An 18,874-nucleotide genomic window follows, 5' to 3' on the forward strand; every position below is an offset into this window, starting at 1 on the left:
CCGCGGCGCTACCGATGGCAGTGACTTGGCCGCGGCTGCGGTGTGGGGTTTGGTCCGTTCCGCGCAGTCCGAACATCCCAATCGGTTCATCCTGCTCGACCTCGACGATGACACCGACCCCGGCAGCGAGCTGGGCAGAATCCTGACGGCGGTGCTCGACAGTGACGAGCCGGAGATCGCGGTACGCGCCGGTGACCTGTACACCCGGCGGTTGACCCGAGCCGGTGGTACTGGCCGGCTATCCCTGCCTGGTCCTGAGCGATTGTCGTGGCGTCTTGATGTGTCGGAGCCGGGCAGTCTGGACAACCTGGCGGTGCTGGATTGTCCGGAGGCGGTGGCGCCGTTGGCGGCTGGGCAGGTGCGGGTTGCGGTCCGGGCGGCGGGGTTGAACTTCCGCGACGTGTGGCTCGGGTTGGGTATGTCCCCGGATCCGACTGCGGTGATGGGTAGCGAGGCAGCCGGAGTGGTGCTCGAGACTGCTCCGGATGTGTCGGGGGTGGTGGTTGGGGATCGGGTGTTCGGGATGTTCAACGGTGCGTTGGGGCCGGTGGCGGTCACCGATCATCGTCTCCTGGCCCGGGTTCCGGAGGGCTGGTCGTTTACTCGGGCGGCGTCGGTGCCGATTGTGTTTCTGACCGCGTTCTATGCGTTGCGGGATCTGGCCGAGGTGCGGGCGGGACAAAGAATCCTGATCCATGCTGCGGCTGGTGGGGTGGGTATGGCTGCGGTGCAGTTGGCCCAGGCGTGGGGATTGCAGGTGTACGCCACCGCCAGCGCCGGCAAGTGGAACACCATACGCGGGATGGGTGTGGACGATACGCACCTGGCCTCCTCCCGGGATCTGGACTTCCGCCGCAGCTTCCTGACGGCGACCGGGGGAGAGGGGGTGGACGTGGTACTCAACGCCCTGACCGGGGAGTTCGTGGACGCGTCGCTGGACCTGCTGCCCCGCGGCGGCCGGTTCGTGGAGATGGGCAAAACCGATGTGCGGGACCCGGTGCGGATCGCCGCGGACCACCCCGGGGTGGTGTACCAGGCGTTCAACCTGCCCGACGTCGGTGCTGACCGGATCGGCCAGATGCTGGCCGAGATCCTGGACATGTTCGCCGCGGACATCCTCCAGCCACTACCCGTGAGCGTATTCGAATCAGCCCAAGCACTGCAGGCCCTGCGCTACCTGCAGGCGGCCCGCCACGTGGGCAAGGTGGTGCTGCGGCTACCGGCCGGTCTGGACTCCCGTGGCACGGTGGTGGTCACTGGCGGGACCGGTGTGTTGGGTGGTTTGGTGGCCCGGCATCTGGTCACCACGCACGGAGTCAGGCACCTGTTGCTGTTGTCCCGGCGTGGCCCGGCTGCGGCCGGGGCGGCGGAGCTGGTCGGTGAGCTGACCGGGTTGGGTGCGCGGGTGCGGGTGGTGGCGTGTGATGTCGCTGACCGGAACGCTCTGGCTGGGGTGTTGGCGGGGGTGCCGGTCGAGCATCCGGTGGTCGGGGTGGTGCACACCGCCGCAGTCCTCGACGACGGGGTGATCGGGGCGTTGACGCCACAGCGGCTGGAGACGGTGCTGCGGGCCAAGGCGGATGCGGCATGGTGGCTGCACGAACTGACCCGGGACATGGATCTCGGGTTGTTCGTGGTGTATTCGTCGGCGGCGGCCACACTCGGGTCACCGGGACAAGGAAACTATGCCGCGGCCAACGCCGTCCTGGACGCCCTAGCACTACGGCGGCAGGCCGAGGGACTGGTCGGGCAATCACTGGCGTGGGGACTGTGGGCCCAGCAGTCAGCCATGACCGGGCATCTCGACGAGGCCGACCTGGACCGGATGCGACGCAGCGGCATCCTTTCCCTCTCCTCCGAGCAGGGCCTGGCACTGTTCGACACGGCAGTACGTACCCACCAGCCGCAGCTCGTGCCGATCCGGGTGGACCTGCCCGCGCTACGTCGTACCGGGGCCGGTGGTGTGCCGCCGTTGTGGCGGACATTGGCCGGCGGCCCGGCCCGCCGGACGGCGACCACAACCGACACCCGGATGGACCTGACCACCAGGCTGGCCGCTATGGGAGTCGAGGAACGCCAGCGAACAGTCCTGGAACTGGTACGAATACAAGCCGCCGTCGTACTCGGCCATCCCGACCCAACGACGATCAACCCGGACAGCGCATTCCGCGAACTCGGCTTCGACTCGCTGACCGCCGTGGAACTACGTAACCGACTGACCACGGCGACCGGCCTGTCGCTGCCGGCCACGCTGGTCTTCGACTACCCCACCCCCGCCGAACTCAGCCGCGAGCTGTGGACGCGAGTTGCGCCTGAGGAGAAGGCGCCCGCAAATACTCTGGAGTCCGACTTGGACCGGATCGAGCAGGCTATACGCACGTTGGCCCCGGGAGATGGCAGAGATCCGACGAAGCTGGCGGACCGCCTGCGTGAGCTGGTGCGCAGGCTCGAGGCCCAGACGGGCGGCCACGGGGCAACCCCGGTGATCGACACCTATGCAGCCTCAGATGACGAGCTGTTCGACGTTCTCGACAAGATCGCAAGCTCCGAGGGAGGGCGAACGGCGTGAGCAACGATGAGAAGCTGCGGACATATCTGCGACAGGCCACGGACAACCTGCTGGAGACCCGGCGACGCCTGCAGGAGATTCAGGATCGGGGGACTGAGCCCATCGCGGTGGTCTCAATGGCCTGCCGGTTCTCGGCCGGCATAGATACCCCGGAACAGCTCTGGGATCTCATTGCCACGGGCGGCGACGCCATCGGGCCATGGCCGATGGATCGGGGTTGGGATGTCGGGTCGTTGTATGACCCGGATCCGGCACGGTCGGGGACCAGTTATGCCCGGGAGGGTGGGTTCCTGACTGGTGTGGCGTTGTTTGACGCGGGGTTTTTCGGGATCAGTCCGCGGGAGGCTGTGGCGATGGATCCGCAGCAGCGTTTGTTGTTGGAGGTTTCGTGGGAGGCGTTGGAGCGGGCGGGGATCGATCCGTCGGGGCTGCGTGGGTCGGATACCGGTGTGTATGTGGGTACCACCGGGCAGGACTACGTCTCGGTGATTGGTGACGCGCAGACCGGTAGTGAGGGGCATCTGCTGACGGGTAACGCGGCGAGTGTCATGTCGGGGCGGGTGGCGTACACCCTGGGTCTGGAGGGCCCGGCGGTGTCGGTGGATACGGCGTGTTCGTCGTCGTTGGTGGCGGTGCATTTGGCGGCGCAGGCGTTGCGGTCGGGTGAGTGTTCGATGGCCCTGGCCGGCGGCGTAGCGGTGATGGCCACTCCAGGCGCGTTTGTGGAGTTTTCCCGGCAGGGTGGGTTGGCCGCTGACGGGCGGTGTAAGCCGTTCGCGGACGCCGCCGACGGCACGGGTTGGGGTGAGGGCATCGGCATTCTGGTGCTGGAGCGGTTGTCGGATGCTCGTCGGCGGGGACATCAGGTGTTGGCGGTCGTGCGGGGCAGCGCGGTCAATCAGGACGGCGCCTCCAACGGGTTGAGCGCCCCGAACGGGCCGTCGCAGCAGCGGGTGATCCGTCAGGCTTTGGCGAACGCGCGGTTGTCGCCGGGCGACGTCGATGTGGTGGAGGCGCACGGCACGGGCACCACGTTGGGTGATCCGATCGAGGCGCAGGCGCTGATCGCCGCGTATGGCCAGGACCGGCCGGCGGAGCAACCGCTTCGCCTGGGGTCGGTGAAGTCGAACATCGGCCACACCCAGGCAGCCGCCGGCGTCGCCGGGATCATCAAGATGGTCCTCGCGATGCGGCACGGGTTGATGCCCAAGACGCTGCACGTGGACGAGCCGTCCACACATGTGGACTGGTCGACCGGCTCGGTGCGACTGCTGACCGAGGCCACGCCATGGCCGGTCAACGGGCGGCCACGACGGGCCGGGGTGTCCTCGTTCGGGATCAGCGGTACCAACGCCCACCTCATCCTGGAGGAGGCCGATCCCGTACCGGACCCGGCGTTGGGTCATGAGCCGGCCCCGCTACCGGGCGGCGGGGTGGTGCCCTGGCTGTTGTCGGCCAAGACTGAGGTGGCGCTGCGGGCGCAGGCGCAGCGGTTGGCGGGGTTCGTGACCGACCGGCCCGAGGTGGAGCCGGTGGTGGTGGGGCGGGCGTTGGCGGCCCGGTCGGTGTTCGCGCATCGGGCGGTGGTGGTGGCTGGGGAGGTGGACGGGTTCCTGGCTGGGTTGCAGGATCTGGCTGGGTTGCGGGATGTGGATGTTTCGTCTGCGGTGGTGCGGGGTGTGGCGGCGGGTGCGAGCGGTGGGTTGGGTGCGGTGTTTGTGTTTCCGGGGCAGGGGGCGCAGTGGGTGGGTATGGGGGTGGAGTTGTGGGATGCCGAGCCGGTGTTCGGGGAGGCGATGGTGCGGTGTGGGGAGGTGTTGGCGCCGTTGGTGGGTTGGTCGTTGCGGGAGGTGTTGGCTGATCCGGTGTTGTTGGGTCGGGTGGATGTGGTGCAGCCGGTGTCGTGGGCGGTGATGGTGTCGTTGGCGCAGTTGTGGCGTTCGGTGGGTGTGGTTCCGGCGGCGGTGGTGGGTCACAGTCAGGGTGAGATCGCTGCGGCGTGTGTGGCTGGTGGCCTGTCGTTGGCGGATGGGGCCAGGGTGGTGGTGTTGCGGAGTCGGGCGATTGCGGCTCTGTCGGGGTCGGGGGGCATGGTGTCGGTGCCGGCGCCGTTGGACGAGGTGCGGGAGTTGATCGGCGGGTGGGGTGGGGATTTGTCGGTGGCGGCGGTCAATGGTCCGGCGCAGGTGGTGATCTCTGGTACCACGGCTGCGTGTGAGGAGTTCGTGCGGGCGCATGCGGGGTTGGGGGTTCGTCGGATCGCGGTGGATTATGCGTCGCATTCGCCGCAGGTGGAGGCGATCCAGGACCGGTTGCGCACGGATCTGGCCGATCTGCAACCCTCCAGTGGGCAGGTGCCGTTCTATTCGACTCTGGAGGCGGGGCGGGTCGATACCGCTGGTCTTGATGGGGAGTACTGGTATCGCAATCTGCGGCATCCGGTCCGGTTCGCTGAGGTGATCGGGACGCTGACCGAAGCCGGCTACCGCACGTTTGTGGAGGTCAGTTCGCATCCGGTGTTGGCGATGGCGGTGGAGCAGGCTGGTGAGGGCCTGGTGGTGGCGGGCACGCTGCGTCGTGACGACGGTGGACGCGAGCGTTGGCTACGGTCGATGGCCGCTCTGCACGTGGCTGGTGTCGCCGTCGACTGGACTCCGGCGTTGGGCGCCGGCGCGACCCACACGGTTGCTCTGCCGACTTATCCGTTTCAGCATCAGCGGTTCTGGCCAGAGACGGTAGCGGCTGGTGTGGGGGATGTTCGGGTGTTGGGGTTGGGTTCGGTTGGTCATCCGTTGTTGCGTGCGGCGGTGTCGTTGGCTGATGGGGATGGGGTGGTGTTGACCGGCCGGTTGTCGTTGTCGGCGCAGCCGTGGTTGGCCGATCATGCGGTGTTGGGTTCGGTGTTGTTGGCGGGCACGGCGTATGTGGAGTTGGTGATGTACGCCGGGGACCAGGTGGGTTGTGCCTCCGTGGAGGAGTTGACGCTGCAGACCCCGTTGGTGCTGCCGGAGCAGGGTGGGGTGCAGGTGCAGGTGTGGGTCGGTGATCCCGGCCAGGATGGTCGACGGCCGGTCAACGTGTACTCCCGACCAGAAGGCGCGGAGGGTTCGTGGACTCGGCATGCCACGGGTGTGTTGAGCCCGGAGGCTGGTCGGGTGCCGTCCGGGTTGGGGCAGTGGCCGCCGGCCGGTGCGCGGCCGGTGGCGGTGGACGGCGTGTACGAGCGGTTGGCTGACGGTGGGTACGTGTACGGGCCGGTGTTTCAGGGTTTGCGGGCGGTGTGGCGTTCCGAGCGGGATGTGTATGCCGAGGTGACCCTGCCTGAGCAGGCCGCAGCCGATGGGTTCGGGTTGCATCCGGCGGTGTTGGACGCGGCGTTGCACCCGATCGGGTTGACCGGCCTGGTCAACGACGATGGCGGGGCGGTGTTGCCGTTCGCGTGGAGCGGGGTGCGGCTGCACGCGACTGGGGCGACCACGCTGCGGGTTCGGCTGGCACCGGTCGACGATGGGGCTGTTGCGGTGGCGGTGTTCGACACCGCCGGCCAGCCGGTGCTGACCGCGGACTCGCTGGTGTTGCGGCCGGTGACCACCGATCAACTCGCCGTCGGGATGCCGGATGCGGCGCAGTCGCTGTTCGCGGTGGAGTGGGTGCCGCTGCCGGACGCGGAGCTCGACACCACGGCGGCGGCTACCGAACTGGTCTGGGGATGGCATGGGCAGGTTGCTGGTGAGCTGCCCCCGGTGGTGGTGGCCGAGCTGCCAACTCCAGACGATGCGGTGGGTGTTGTCGAGGCCACGCACGCGGCGAGCGCGTTGGTGTTGGGTTGGGTTCAGGAGTGGCTGGCGGATGCGGCCACGGAGGGTTCCCGGTTGGTGGTGGTCACTCGTGGCGCTACCGATGGTAGTGACTTGGCCGCGGCTGCGGTGTGGGGTCTGGTCCGTTCCGCGCAGTCCGAACATCCCAATCGGTTCATCCTGCTGGACCTCGACGATGACACCCACTACGACAGCGACCAGGGTAGCGACCTGGGCAGGCTCCTGACGGCGGTGCTCGACAGCGGCGAGTCGGAGATCGCGGTACGCGCTGGTGGGTTGTATGTGCGGCGGTTGGTCCGGGCCGGTACTGGTCGTTTGTCGCTGTCCGGTTCTGACGGGTTGTCGGCGGGGTTGGATGCGGGTGGCACGGTGGTGGTCACTGGTGGGACGGGGGTGTTGGGTGGGTTGGTGGCCCGGCATCTGGTCGCCGCGCATGGGGTTGGGCATCTGTTGTTGTTGTCGCGGCAGGGCTTGGCCGCGGCGGGGGCGGCGGAGTTGGTCGGTGAGCTGACCGGGTTGGGTGCGCGGGTGCGGGTGGTGGCGTGTGATGTCGCTGACCGGGATGCGTTGGCTGGGGTGTTGGCGGGGGTGCCGGCTGAGCATCCGGTGGTGGGGGTGGTGCACACCGCGGGTGTGCTTGATGACGGGGTGGTTGAGGCGTTGACGCCGCGGCGGTTGGAGACGGTGTTGCGGGCGAAGGCTGATGCGGCGTGGTGGTTGCATGAGTTGACCCGGGATGCGGATCTGGGTTTGTTCGTGGTGTATTCGTCGGCGGCGGCCACGCTCGGGTCACCGGGGCAGGGTAACTATGCCGCGGCGAACGCGGTCCTGGATGCCTTGGCGCTGCGGCGGCAGGCCGCGGGTCTGGTCGGGCAGTCGTTGGCGTGGGGGCTGTGGGCCCAGCAGTCGGCGATGACCGGGCATCTTGACGAGGTGGACCTGAGTCGGATGCGACGTAGCAGCGGCGTCCTTGCCATGTCCTCCGAGGAGGGCTTGGCGTTGTTCGACGCGGCAGTACGTACCCACCGGCCGCAGCTCGTGCCGATGCGGGTGGACCTTGCCGTGCTGCGTCGCGCCGGCGCCGGTGGTCTGCCGCCGTTGTGGCAGGCGTTGGCCGGCGGTTCGACCCGCCGGGCCGCGTCCACCGCCGATACGCGGGTGGATCTGGCCGCCAGGTTGGCGGCTATGGGGGTTGAGGGGCGCCAGCGGGCGGTTCTGGAGTTGGTGCGGGCACAGGCTGCGGTTGTGCTCGGCCATGCCGGCCCCGCGGCGGTTGATCCGGGCAGCGCGTTCCGTGAGCTCGGTTTCGACTCGTTGACTGCAGTGGAGTTGCGTAACCGGTTGGCTGCCGCGACTGGGTTGTCGTTGCCGGCCACGCTGGTCTTCGACTATCCGACACCGGTGGTGTTGGCCGGGTTCGTGTTGACGGAACTGCTCGGTGAGCAGACCGATGTCCTTACGCCGGTGGCGGTGGGTGCGGGTGTTGATGAGCCGGTGGCGATTGTGGGGATGGGGTGTCGGTATCCGGGTGGGGTGGGTGACCCGGAGGAGTTCTGGCGGTTGCTGGTCGAGGGTGTTGACGCGGTGGGTGATTTTCCCGTGGATCGGGGTTGGGATGTCGGGTCGTCAGATGACCCGGATCCGGCGGGGTCGGGGACCAGTTATGCCCGGGAGGGTGGGTTCCTGACTGACGCGGCGTTGTTCGACGCGGGGTTCTTCGGGATCAGTCCGCGGGAGGCTGTGGCGATGGATCCGCAGCAGCGGTTGTTGTTGGAGGTTTCCTGGGAGGCGTTGGAGCGGGCCGGGATCGACCCGTCCGGGCTGCGTGGGTCGGACACCGGCGTGTATGTCGGCCTCATGTACCACGACTACGCCATGCAGTTGGCGGCGAGCCCGGCCGAGACCGAGGGATATGGCACCGGGACCAGCGGAAGTGTGGCGTCGGGGCGGGTGGCGTACACCCTGGGCTTGGAGGGCCCGGCGGTGTCGGTGGATACGGCGTGTTCGTCGTCCCTGGTCGCGGTGCATTTGGCGGCGCAGGCGTTGCGCTCGGGTGAGTGTTCCATGGCCCTGGCCGGCGGCGTGACAGTGATGGCCACTCCAGGGACGTTTGTGGAGTTCTCTCGGCAGGGTGGGTTGGCCGCTGACGGGCGGTGCAAACCGTTCGCGGACGCCGCCGACGGCACGGGTTGGGGTGAGGGTGTCGGAATCCTGGTGCTGGAACGACTGTCCGATGCCCGCAGGCGGGGGCATCAGGTGTTGGCGGTGGTGCGGGGCAGCGCGGTCAATCAGGATGGCGCGTCGAATGGGTTGAGTGCGCCGAACGGGCCGTCGCAGCAGCGGGTGATCCGTCAGGCTTTGGCGAACGCGCGGTTGTCGCCGGGCGAGGTGGATGTGGTGGAGGCGCACGGCACAGGCACCACCCTGGGTGACCCGATCGAGGCGCAAGCGCTCATCGCCGCGTACGGCCAGGACCGGCCGGCGGATCAGCCTCTTCGCCTGGGGTCGGTGAAGTCGAACATCGGCCACACCCAGGCAGCCGCGGGTGTCGCGGGGATCATCAAGATGGTCCTGGCGATGCGGCACGGCTTGATGCCCAAGACGCTGCACGTGGACGAGCCGTCCACACATGTGGATTGGTCGGCTGGCTCGGTGCGTCTGCTGACCGAGGCCACGCCGTGGCCGGTCAACGGGCGGCCACGACGGGCCGGGGTGTCCTCGTTCGGAGTCAGCGGCACCAACGCCCACCTCATCTTGGAGGAGGCCGAACCGCTCAAGATCCTAGAGGAGGCCGATCCGTTCGAGTCGCTGCAGGGCACACCGGCTGACCCGGCGGGCTCTGGCCAGGAGTCGCCGGCCCCGCTATCGGGCGGCGGGGTGGTGCCGTGGTTGTTGTCGGCTAAGTCTGAGGTGGCGTTGCGGGCGCAGGCGCAGCGGTTGGCGGGGTTTGTGGCGGACCGGCCTGGGGTGGATCCGGTGGTGGTGGGGCGGGCGTTGGCGGGCCGGTCGGTGTTTGCGTATCGGGCGGTGGTGGTGGCTGGGGAGGTGGACGGGTTCCTGGCTGGGTTGCGGGATGTGGATGTTTCGTCTGCGGTGGTGCGGGGTGTGGCGGCGGGTGCGAGCGGTGGGTCGGGTGCGGTGTTTGTGTTTCCGGGGCAGGGGGCGCAGTGGGTGGGTATGGGGGTGGAGTTGTGGGATGCCGAGCCGGTGTTCGCGGAGGCGATGGTGCGGTGTGGGGAGGTGTTGGCGCCGTTGGTGGGTTGGTCGTTGCGGGAGGTGTTGGCTGATCCGGTGTTGTTGGGTCGGGTGGATGTGGTGCAGCCGGTGTCGTGGGCGGTGATGGTGTCGTTGGCGCAGTTGTGGCGTTCGGTGGGTGTGGTTCCGGCGGCGGTGGTGGGTCACAGTCAGGGTGAGATCGCTGCGGCGTGTGTGGCTGGTGGCCTGTCGTTGGCGGATGGGGCCAGGGTGGTGGTGTTGCGGAGTCGGGCGATTGCGGCTCTGTCGGGGTCGGGGGGCATGGTGTCGGTGCCGGCGCCGTTGGACGAGGTGCGGGAGTTGATTGCCGGGTGGGGTGGGGATTTGTCGGTGGCGGCGGTTAATGGTCCGGCGCAGGTGGTGGTGTCTGGTACCACGGCTGCGTGTGAGGAGTTCGTGCGGGCGCATGCGGGGTTGGGGGTTCGTCGGATCGCGGTGGATTATGCGTCGCATTCGCCGCAGGTGGAGGCGATCCAGGACCGGTTGTACACGGATTTGGCTGGTTTGCGGCCCTCCAGTGGGCAGGTGCCGTTCTATTCGACTCTGGAGGCGGGGCGGGTCGATACCGCTGGTCTTGATGGGGAGTACTGGTATCGCAATCTGCGGCACCCGGTCCGGTTCGCTGAGGTGATCGGGACGCTGACCGAAGCCGGCTACCGCACGTTTGTGGAGGTCAGTTCGCATCCGGTGTTGGCGATGGCGGTGGAGCAGGCTGGTGAGGGCCTGGTGGTGGCGGGCACGCTGCGTCGTGACGACGGTGGACGCGAGCGTTGGCTGCGGTCGATGGCCGCTCTGCACGTCGCCGGGATCGCCATCGACTGGACTCCGGCGTTGGGCACCGGCCCGACCCACACGGTTGCCCTGCCGACTTATCCGTTTCAGCATCAGCGGTTCTGGCCAGAGACGGTAGCGGCTGGTGTGGGGGATGTTCGGGTGTTGGGGCTGGGTTCGGTTGGTCATCCGTTGTTGCGTGCGGCGGTGTCGTTGGCTGATGGGGACGGGGTGGTGTTGACCGGCCGGTTGTCGTTGTCGGCGCAGCCGTGGTTGGCCGATCATGCGGTGTTGGGTTCGGTGTTGTTGGCGGGCACGGCGTATGTGGAGTTGGTGATGTACGCCGGGGACCAGGTGGGTTGTGCCTCCGTGGAGGAGTTGACGCTGCAGACCCCGTTGCTGTTGCCGGAGCAGGGTGGGGTGCAGGTGCAGGTGTGGGTCGGTGATCCCGGCCAGGATGGTCGACGGCCGGTCAACGTGTACTCCCGACCAGAAGGCGCGGAGGGTTCGTGGACTCGGCATGCCACGGGTGTGTTGAGCCCGGAGGCTGGTCGGGTGCCGTCCGGGTTGGGGCAGTGGCCGCCGGCCGGTGCGCGGCCGGTGGCGGTGGACGGCGTGTACGAGCGGTTGGCTGACGGTGGGTACGTGTACGGGCCGGTGTTTCAGGGTTTGCGGGCGGTGTGGCGTTCCGAGCGGGATGTGTATGCCGAGGTGACCCTGCCTGAGCAGGCCGCAGCCGATGGGTTCGGGTTGCATCCGGCGGTGTTGGACGCGGCGTTGCACCCGATCGGGTTGACCGGCCTGGTCAACGACGATGGCGGGGCGGTGTTGCCGTTCGCGTGGAGCGGGGTGCGGCTGCACGCGACCGGGGCGACCACGCTGCGGGTTCGGCTGGCACCGGTCGACGATGGGGCTGTTGCGGTGGCGGTGTTCGACACCGCCGGCCAGCCGGTGCTGACCGCGGACTCGCTGGTGTTGCGGCCGGTGACCACCGATCAACTCGCCGTCGGGATGCCGGATGCGGCGCAGTCGCTGTTCGCGGTGGAGTGGGTGCCGCTGCCGGACGCGGAGCTCGACACCACGGCGGCGGCTACCGAACTGGTCTGGGGATGGCATGGGCAGGTTGCTGGTGAGCTGCCCCCCGTCGTGGTGGCCGAGCTGCCAACTCCAGACGATGCGGTGGGTGTTGTCGAGGCCACGCACGCGGCGAGCACGTTGGTGTTGGGTTGGATCCAGGAATGGCTGGCCGATGCGGCCACGGAGGGTTCCCGGTTGGTGGTGCTCACTCGTGGCGCTACCGATGGTAGTGACTTGGCCGCGGCTGCGGTGTGGGGTCTGGTCCGTTCCGCGCAGTCCGAGCATCCCAATCGGTTCGTCCTGCTGGACCTCGACGATGACACCCACTACGACAGCGACCAGGGTAGCGACCTGGGCAGGCTCCTGACGGCGGTGCTCGACAGCGGCGAACCCGAGATCGCGGTACGCGCTGGTGGGTTGTATGTGCGGCGGTTGGTCCGGGCCGGTAGTGGCCGTCTGCTCCTGCCTGGCGCTGAGCGGTTGTCGTGGCGTCTTGATGTGTTGGAGCCGGGCAGTTTGGACAACCTGGCGGTGGTGGATTGTCCGGGGGTGGTGGCGCCGTTGGGGGTTGGGCAGGTGCGGGTTGGGGTGCGGGCGGCGGGGTTGAATTTCCGGGATGTGTTGGTCGGGTTGGGGATGTATCCGGATTCGGCTGCGGTGATGGGTAGTGAGGCGGCCGGGGTGGTGCTTGAGGTCGGCGCGGGTGTGTCGGGGGTGGTGGTTGGGGATCGGGTGTTCGGGATGTTCAACGGTGCGTTGGGGCCGGTGGCGGTCACCGATCATCGTCTCTTGGCGCGGGTTCCGCGGGGCTGGTCGTTTACTCGGGCGGCGTCGGTGCCGATTGTGTTTCTGACCGCGTTCTATGCGTTGCGGGATCTGGCCGAGGTGCGGGCGGGGCAGCGGATCCTGATTCATGCTGCGGCTGGTGGGGTGGGTATGGCTGCGGTGCAGTTGGCCCAGGCGTGGGGGTTGCAGGTGTACGCCACTGCCAGTGCCGGTAAGTGGGACATCTTGCGGGGGATGGGTGTGGACGATGCGCACCTGGCGTCGTCCCGGGATTTGGAGTTCCGTCGCAGCTTCCTGGCCGTGACCGGTGGGGAGGGGGTGGATGTGGTGCTCAACGCCTTGGCCGGGGAGTTCGTGGACGCGTCGCTGGACCTGTTGCCTCGTGGTGGCCGGTTCGTGGAGATGGGTAAGACCGATGTGCGGGACCCGGCCCGGGTCGTCGCGGATCACCCGGGGGTGGTGTATCAGGCGTTTGACCTGTCCGAGGCCGGCGCTGACCGGATCGGGCAGATGCTGGCCGAGATCCTGGACATGTTCGCCGCGGACATCCTCCAACCACTGCCGGTGAGCGTGTTCGAATCAGTCCAGGCCGTGCAGGCCCTGCGTTACCTGCAGGCGGCCCGTCATGTGGGCAAGGTGGTGCTGCGGCTACCGGCCGGTCTGGACGCGGGTGGCACGGTGGTGGTCACTGGTGGGACCGGGGTGTTGGGTGGGTTGGTGGCCCGGCATCTGGTCACCGCGCACGGAGTCAGGCACCTGTTGCTGTTGTCCCGGCGCGGCCCGGCCGCGGCCGGGGCGGCGGAACTGGTCGGTGAGCTGACCGGGTTGGGCGCACGGGTGCAGGTGGCGGCGTGTGATGTCGCTGACCGGAACGCTCTGGCTGAGGTGTTGGCGGGGGTGCCGGTCGAGCATCCGGTGGTCGGGGTGGTGCACACCGCCGCAGTCCTCGACGACGGGGTGATCGGGGCGTTGACGCCGCAGCGGCTGGAGACCGTGCTGCGGGCCAAAGCCGACGCGGCATGGTGGCTGCACGAACTGACCCGGGATGCGGATCTCGGGTTGTTCGTGGTGTATTCGTCGGCGGCGGCCACGCTCGGGTCACCGGGGCAGGGAAACTACGCCGCGGCCAACGCGGTCCTGGACGGCTTGGCGCTGCGGCGGCAGGCCGCGGGTCTGGTCGGGCAGTCGTTGGCGTGGGGGCTGTGGGCCCAGCAGTCGGCGATGACCGGGCATCTCGACGAGGTCGACCTGGACCGGATGCGACGCGCCGGCATCCTTCCCCTCTCCTCCGAGCAGGGCTTGGCGCTGTTCGACACGGCGATACGTAGCAACCAGCCGCAGCTGGTGCCGATGCGGGTGGACCTGCCTGCGCTGCGTCGTACCGGGGCCGGTGGCGTGCACCCGTTGTGGCGGACGTTGGCCGGCGGTTCCGCCCGCAGGGCCGTGTCCACCGCTGACGCGCCGGTGGACCTGGCCGCCAGGTTGGCGGCTATGGGGGTTGAGGGGCGCCAGCGGGCGGTTCTGGAGTTGGTGCGGGCACAGGCCGCGGTTGTGCTCGGCCATGCCGACCCCGCGGCGGTTGATCCGGGCAGCGCGTTCCGTGAGCTTGGCTTCGACTCGTTGACTGCGGTGGAGTTGCGTAACCGGTTGGCTGCCGCGACTGGGTTGTCGTTGCCGGCCACGCTGGTCTTCGACTATCCGACACCGGTGGTGTTGGCCGGGTTCGTGTTGACGGAACTGCTTGGTGAGCAGTCCGATGTTCTTACGCCGGTGGCGGTGGGTGTGGGTGTTGATGAGCCGGTGGCGATTGTGGGGATGGGGTGTCGGTATCCGGGTGGGGTGGGTGACCCGGACGGGTTTTGGCGGTTGCTGGTCGAGGGTGTTGACGCGGTGGGTGGGTTTCCCGTGGATCGGGGTTGGGATGTCGGGTCGTCAGATGACCCGGATCCGGCGGGGTCGGGGACCAGTTATGTCCGCGAGGGTGGGTTCCTGACTGACGCGGCGTTGTTCGACGCGGGGTTCTTCGGGATCAGTCCGCGGGAGGCTGTGGCGATGGATCCGCAGCAGCGGTTGTTGTTGGAGGTTTCCTGGGAGGCGTTGGAGCGGGCGGGGATCGATCCGTTCGGGCTGCGTGGGTCGGACACCGGTGTGTATGTCGGTACCCATGGGCAGGACTATCCGACGTTGTTGAGTGTGGCCGATTCTGCGGGGGATGGATTCTCCGGTACCGGTAACGCGGCGAGTGTCATGTCGGGGCGGGTGGCGTACACGCTGGGCTTGGAGGGCCCGGCGGTGTCGGTGGACACGGCGTGTTCGTCGTCGTTGGTGGCGGTGCATTTGGCGGCGCAGGCGTTGCGGTCGGGTGAGTGTTCGATGGCCCTGGCCGGGGGCGTAGCGGTGATGGCCACTCCAGGAGCGTTCGTGGGGTTCTCTCGGCAGGGTGGGTTGGCTGCTGATGGGCGGTGTAAGCCGTTCGCGGACGCCGCCGACGGCACGGGTTGGGGTGAGGGTGTCGGGGTGTTGGTGTTGGAGCGGTTGTCGGATGCTCGTCGGCGGGGGCATCAGGTGTTGGCGGTGGTGCGGGGCAGCGCGGTCAATCAGGATGGCGCGTCGAATGGGTTGAGTGCGCCGAATGGTCCGTCGCAGCAGCGGGTGATCCGTCAGGCTTTGGCGAATGCGCGGTTGTCGCCGGGCGAGGTGGATGTGGTGGAGGCGCACGGCACGGGCACCACGTTGGGTGATCCGATCGAGGCGCAGGCACTGATCGCCGCGTACGGCCAGGACCGGCCGGCGGGGCAGCCGTTGCGCCTGGGGTCGGTGAAGTCGAACATCGGCCACACCATGGCAGCCGCGGGGATTGCCGGGATCATCAAGATGGTCCTGGCGATGCGGCACGGGTTGATGCCCAGGACGCTGCATGTGGACGAGCCGTCGTCGCATGTGGATTGGTCGGCTGGGTCGGTGCGTCTGCTGACCGAGGCCATGCCGTGGCCGGTCAATGGGCGGCCCCGGCGGGCTGGGGTGTCGTCGTTCGGGATCAGTGGCACCAACGCCCACCTCATCCTGGAGGAGGCCGATCCCGTACCGGACCCGGCGTTGGGTCATGAGCCGGCCCCGCTACCGGGGGGCGGGGTGGTGCCGTGGTTGTTGTCGGCTAAGTCTGAGGTGGCGTTGCGGGCGCAGGCGCAGCGGTTGGCGGGGTTTGTGGCGGACCGGCCTGGGGTGGATCCGGTGGTGGTGGGGCGGGCGTTGGCGGGCCGGTCGGTGTTTGCGTATCGGGCGGTGGTGGTGGCTGGGGAGGTGGACGGGTTCCTGGCTGGGTTGCGGGATGTGGATGTTTCGTCTGCGGTGGTGCGTGGTGTGGCGGCGGGTGCGAGCGGTGGGTCGGGTGCGGTGTTTGTGTTTCCGGGGCAGGGGGCGCAGTGGGTGGGTATGGGGGTGGAGTTGTGGGATGCCGAGCCGGTGTTCGCGGAGGCGATGGTGCGGTGTGGGGAGGTGTTGGCGCCGTTGGTGGGTTGGTCGTTGCGGGAGGTGTTGGCTGATCCGGTGTTGTTGGGTCGGGTGGATGTGGTGCAGCCGGTGTCGTGGGCGGTGATGGTGTCGTTGGCGCAGTTGTGGCGTTCGGTGGGTGTGGTTCCGGCGGCGGTGGTGGGTCACAGTCAGGGTGAGATCGCTGCGGCGTGTGTGGCTGGTGGCCTGTCGTTGGCGGATGGGGCGCGGGTGGTGGTGTTGCGGAGTCGGGCGATTGCGGCTCTGTCGGGGTCGGGGGGCATGGTGTCGGTGCCGGCGCCGTTGGACGAGGTGCGGGAGTTGATTGCCGGGTGGGGTGGGGATTTGTCGGTGGCGGCGGTCAATGGTCCGGCGCAGGTGGTGATCTCTGGTACCACGGCTGCGTGTGAGGAGTTCGTGCGGGCGCATGCGGGGTTGGGGGTTCGTCGGATCGCGGTGGATTATGCGTCGCATTCGCCGCAGGTGGAGGCGATCCAGGATCGGTTGTACACGGATCTGGCTGGTTTGCGGCCCTCCAGTGGGCAGGTGCCGTTCTATTCGACTCTGGAGGCGGGGCGGGTCGATACCGCTGGTCTCGATGGGGAGTACTGGTATCGCAATCTGCGGCATCCGGTTCGGTTCGCTGAGGTGATCGGGACGCTGATCGAGGCTGGTCATCGGGCGTTTGTGGAGGTCAGTTCGCATCCGGTGTTGGCGATGGCGGTGGAGCAGGCTGGTGAGGGCCTGGTGGTGGCGGGCACGCTGCGTCGTGACGACGGTGGACGCGAGCGTTGGCTACGGTCGATGGCCGCTCTGCACGTCGCCGGGATCGCCATCGACTGGACTCCGGCGTTGGGCACCGGCCCGACCCACACGGTTGCCCTGCCGACTTATCCGTTTGAGCGTCAGCGGTTCTGGCCGGTGGTGCGGGGTGTGTCGGTGGGGGGTGGGGATGGTGGGTTTGATGCGGAGTTTTGGGAGGTGGTGCAGCGTGGTGATGTGGGGGCTTTGGCTTCTGCTTGGGGGGTGGATGAGCAGGGTGTGGCGGGGGTTTTGCCGGGGTTGGTGGCGTGGCAGCGGGCTCGTGAGGATCGGCGGTTGGTTGACGCGTGGCGGTATCGGGTGGTGTGGGAGCCGTTGACCGGTGGTCCTGAGGCGGTGCTGGATGGTACGTGGCTTGTGGTGTATGGCGCGGATCTGGTGGCTGATGAGGGTGGGTTGGGGTGGGTCGGGCTGGTTGAGCAGATCTTGGTGGGTCATGGTGCGCGGGTGGTGCGGGTAGCTGTTGACGGCACCCGGGTGGGGGCGGCTGCGGCGTTGCGGGCGGGGTTGGACGTGTCTGGGTTGGGTGGGGTGGTGTTCCTGCCGGGTGGGGCGCCGGTGCAGGGGTTGTTGGCGTTGTTGCAGGGTCTGCATGACGCTGACATGGGTGGCGATGGGGGCTTGTGGGGGCGGGTGTGGGTGCTCACTCGTGGCGCGGTGGGTACTGGTCGGTTCGATGTTCCTGCTGATCCGGTGCAGGCTTTGGCGTGGGGTTTGGGTGTGGTCGCGGCGTTGGAGTATCCGCGTCTGTGGGGTGGTCTGGTGGATCTGCCCCTGTCGTGGCCTGAGGCGTCGCGGGACGCGGCTGCGGTGGCGCGTCGTTGTGCCGGCGTGCTGGCCGGGTGGGACGGGCAGGATCAGGTCGCGGTGCGCGCGAGTGGTGTGTATGGGCGCAGGTTGGTGCGTGCCCGGGTGGAGGAGTCGCCGCAGGTGTGGCAGCCGCGGGGCACGGTGTTGATCACTGGTGGCACTGGTGGGTTGGGTGCGCATGTGGCCCGTTGGGTGGCCGGGCGTGGTGCGGAACATGTGGTGTTGGTGTCTCGTCGGGGCGTGGACGGGGCGGGTGTGGCCGAGTTGGTCGGTGAGCTGAGCGCTGATGGCCGGGTCCGGGTGAGTGTGCGGGGTTGTGATGTGGCAGATCGTGATGGGTTGGCCGCGGTCCTGTCCGAGGTAGGGCCGGTTGATGCGGTGGTGCATGCGGCGGGGGTGGGTCAGCTCGCGCCCATTGACGACACCGACCCGGGGGTGGCGGAGCAGATCTTGGCGGCGAAGGTCGCGGGTACTCGTAATCTGCATGAGTTGTTGGTCGAGGGGTCTGAGCACCGGTTGGACGCGATGGTGTTGTTTTCCTCGAACGCCGGTGTGTGGGGTGGTGGTGGGCAGGGGGTGTACGCGGCTGCGAACGCGTTCCTGGACGCGTACGCCGTTCAGCAGCGTGCTGCGGGGCGGTCGGTGACCAGTGTGGCGTGGGGTTTGTGGGCCGGCGAGGGAATGGCCGGGCAGGCCGACACCGGGCAGTTGCAGCGGCGTGGGGTGCGGGCCATGGATCCGCAGCGGGCGGTGCAGGCCCTGGCCGAGGCGGTCGGTCAGGGTGAAGGCTTCCTCGCCGTCGCTGACGTGGACTGGGCCCAGTTCACCCGAGCGTTCACCTCCGCACGCCCGAGTGCGCTACTAGCCAGACTGCCCGAGGCGCAAGCCGTCGTCGCCGACGTCGAACCCGGGTCACTCGACGATTCGACACTGGCCGCCGAGCTACGCGCGTTGACCGGCCCGCAACGCCAGCAGAAGATCCTTGAACTGGTACGCGCCCACGCGGCCACCGCCCTCGGCCACGACAGCGCCCAGGCGATCCCACCCGACCGGGCATTCCGCGAACTCGGCTTCGACTCACTCACCGCGGTAGAACTACGCAACCGACTGGCCACCGCCACCGGACTGCCGCTACCAGCCACGCTGGTCTTCGACCACCCGACACCGACCGCTCTGGCCGACCATCTCCGGGTCCAGCTGTGGCCGGACGAGCAGGCCGAGGCGCCGGTCGTCGCCGAGCTCGATCGGTTGGAGCGCGCGCTCGCCGGACCGGCCGTGGACGCGGATACGCGCGCCCAGCTCGCCCGGCGCCTCCAGGCGTTGGTCGTCCGGCTCACCACGCCGCTGCCCGCAGAGTCGGCCGCTGGGCCCGACACCGACCTGGACGAGGTCACCGACGACGAGCTGTTCGAACTTGTCGACAACGAGCTCGGCTCGGCCTGAACGCCCGTACCCGCTCCGGAGGGACACCCGTGAC

Annotated in this window: 2 protein-coding genes (1 of these 2 cut by a window edge); both read left to right on the forward strand. The window is 68.4% G+C overall.

Going from position 1 to position 18,874, the window contains the following annotated elements:
- On the forward strand, positions 1–2,569 hold the 3' portion of the coding sequence (locus tag TPA0908_RS20250; RefSeq protein WP_281940191.1) for a type I polyketide synthase. It extends 23,951 nt beyond the left edge of the window; 2,569 of the gene's 26,520 nt are visible here — the last part of the coding sequence; its start codon lies off the left edge, out of view; the stop codon is at positions 2,567–2,569.
- A complete protein-coding gene (locus tag TPA0908_RS20255) occupies positions 2,566–18,840 on the forward strand; it encodes a type I polyketide synthase (protein ID WP_281940193.1) in 16,275 nt (5,424 codons plus the stop codon). The genes TPA0908_RS20250 and TPA0908_RS20255 overlap by 4 nt, the downstream gene beginning before the upstream one ends.
- Positions 18,841–18,874 lie beyond the last annotated feature (34 nt).

The organism is Micromonospora sp. AKA38, from assembly GCF_027925725.1.
GTDB lineage: Bacteria > Actinomycetota > Actinomycetes > Mycobacteriales > Micromonosporaceae > Micromonospora.